The sequence below is a fragment of the Mycobacterium sp. 1081908.1 genome, assembly GCF_001673535.1.
Lineage (GTDB): Bacteria > Actinomycetota > Actinomycetes > Mycobacteriales > Mycobacteriaceae > Mycobacterium.
This window is the reverse complement of the sequence record NZ_LZLY01000150.1, coordinates 1-925: the sequence shown is the minus strand read 5'-3', so window position 1 is coordinate 925 and position 925 is coordinate 1. Positions and strand designations below refer to the sequence as shown.

Here is a 925-nt window from a genome sequence, read left to right as displayed (position 1 = left end):
GGGGAAGGTCGGGCCCATCGCGACCGGCAACAACGGCGGCGCGGCGGGCACGGGCGCCGGCGTCGGTGCGAGGGCGGGCGGGGGCACCGCGGCCAGGCCGGCCAGTCCACCCAAGCCGCCGAGCGCGCCCAAGGGGGCCAGGGCCGGCGCCGCGAGTGCCACCGCCGCCGGTTGCGACAGCGCGTAGGCAAGAACTTCTTCGATGTGCAGCGGCCAGTCGAACAGCTCGAGGCTGATCAGGTATTGAAAGGCCTGCACCGGATTTTGCGTCAGATACACGCCGAACTGTTCGATGTCCTCGAGGACTTCGAGGGATCGGACAACGTAAAAGATCGGTTGGCCCGGGTTGGTAAACGCGTCGTACTCGAGTCCGTTGACGGTGCCCTCGGCGGGGTCCCAGGTCACCCCGAAGTTCTGCAGGATCTGCGCGATGAGTTGGTTCAGCGGGTTGTCGACCAAGGGGTCGTGGGCGAGTTGGACATTTCCGATACCCAGGTTGTTTTGCAGGAAATCCACCAGCCCCTGGGGCAGGCTGAGCGGGTTGTCACCCTGGGACAGGTTTCCCAGGGCCTGCGAGATCTGCTGCTGCAGGCCCAGCGGGTTCTGCAAGAACTGCTCGATCTGCTGGACGATCCCCTGCACCAGGTCATTGCCCGCCGACTGGGCCGGGGTTTGCGCGTCGGATTTGAGGATTTGCGGCGCGGGGGTGGCCGCCGGGGTGGACGCCACCGCCGCGCTGGACACCGCTTGATAGACGCCCATGGTGGTGGCCGCCTGCACCCACATCCGCACGTAGTCGGCCTCGTTGAGCGCGATCGGAATCGTGTTGATCCCAAAGAAATTGGTGGCCACCAAGGCGCCGTGGACAACGTGGTTGGCGGCCAGTTCGGGCAGCGTCGGCATGGCCGCCAGCGCGGTGGCATAG

Annotated in this window: 1 protein-coding gene; it reads right to left on the bottom strand. The window is 66.6% G+C overall.

What is annotated here, in order from left to right:
• The coding region (locus tag A5655_RS29015; protein WP_231999266.1) for a PPE family protein at window positions 1-925 on the bottom strand (925 nt) is incomplete at both ends.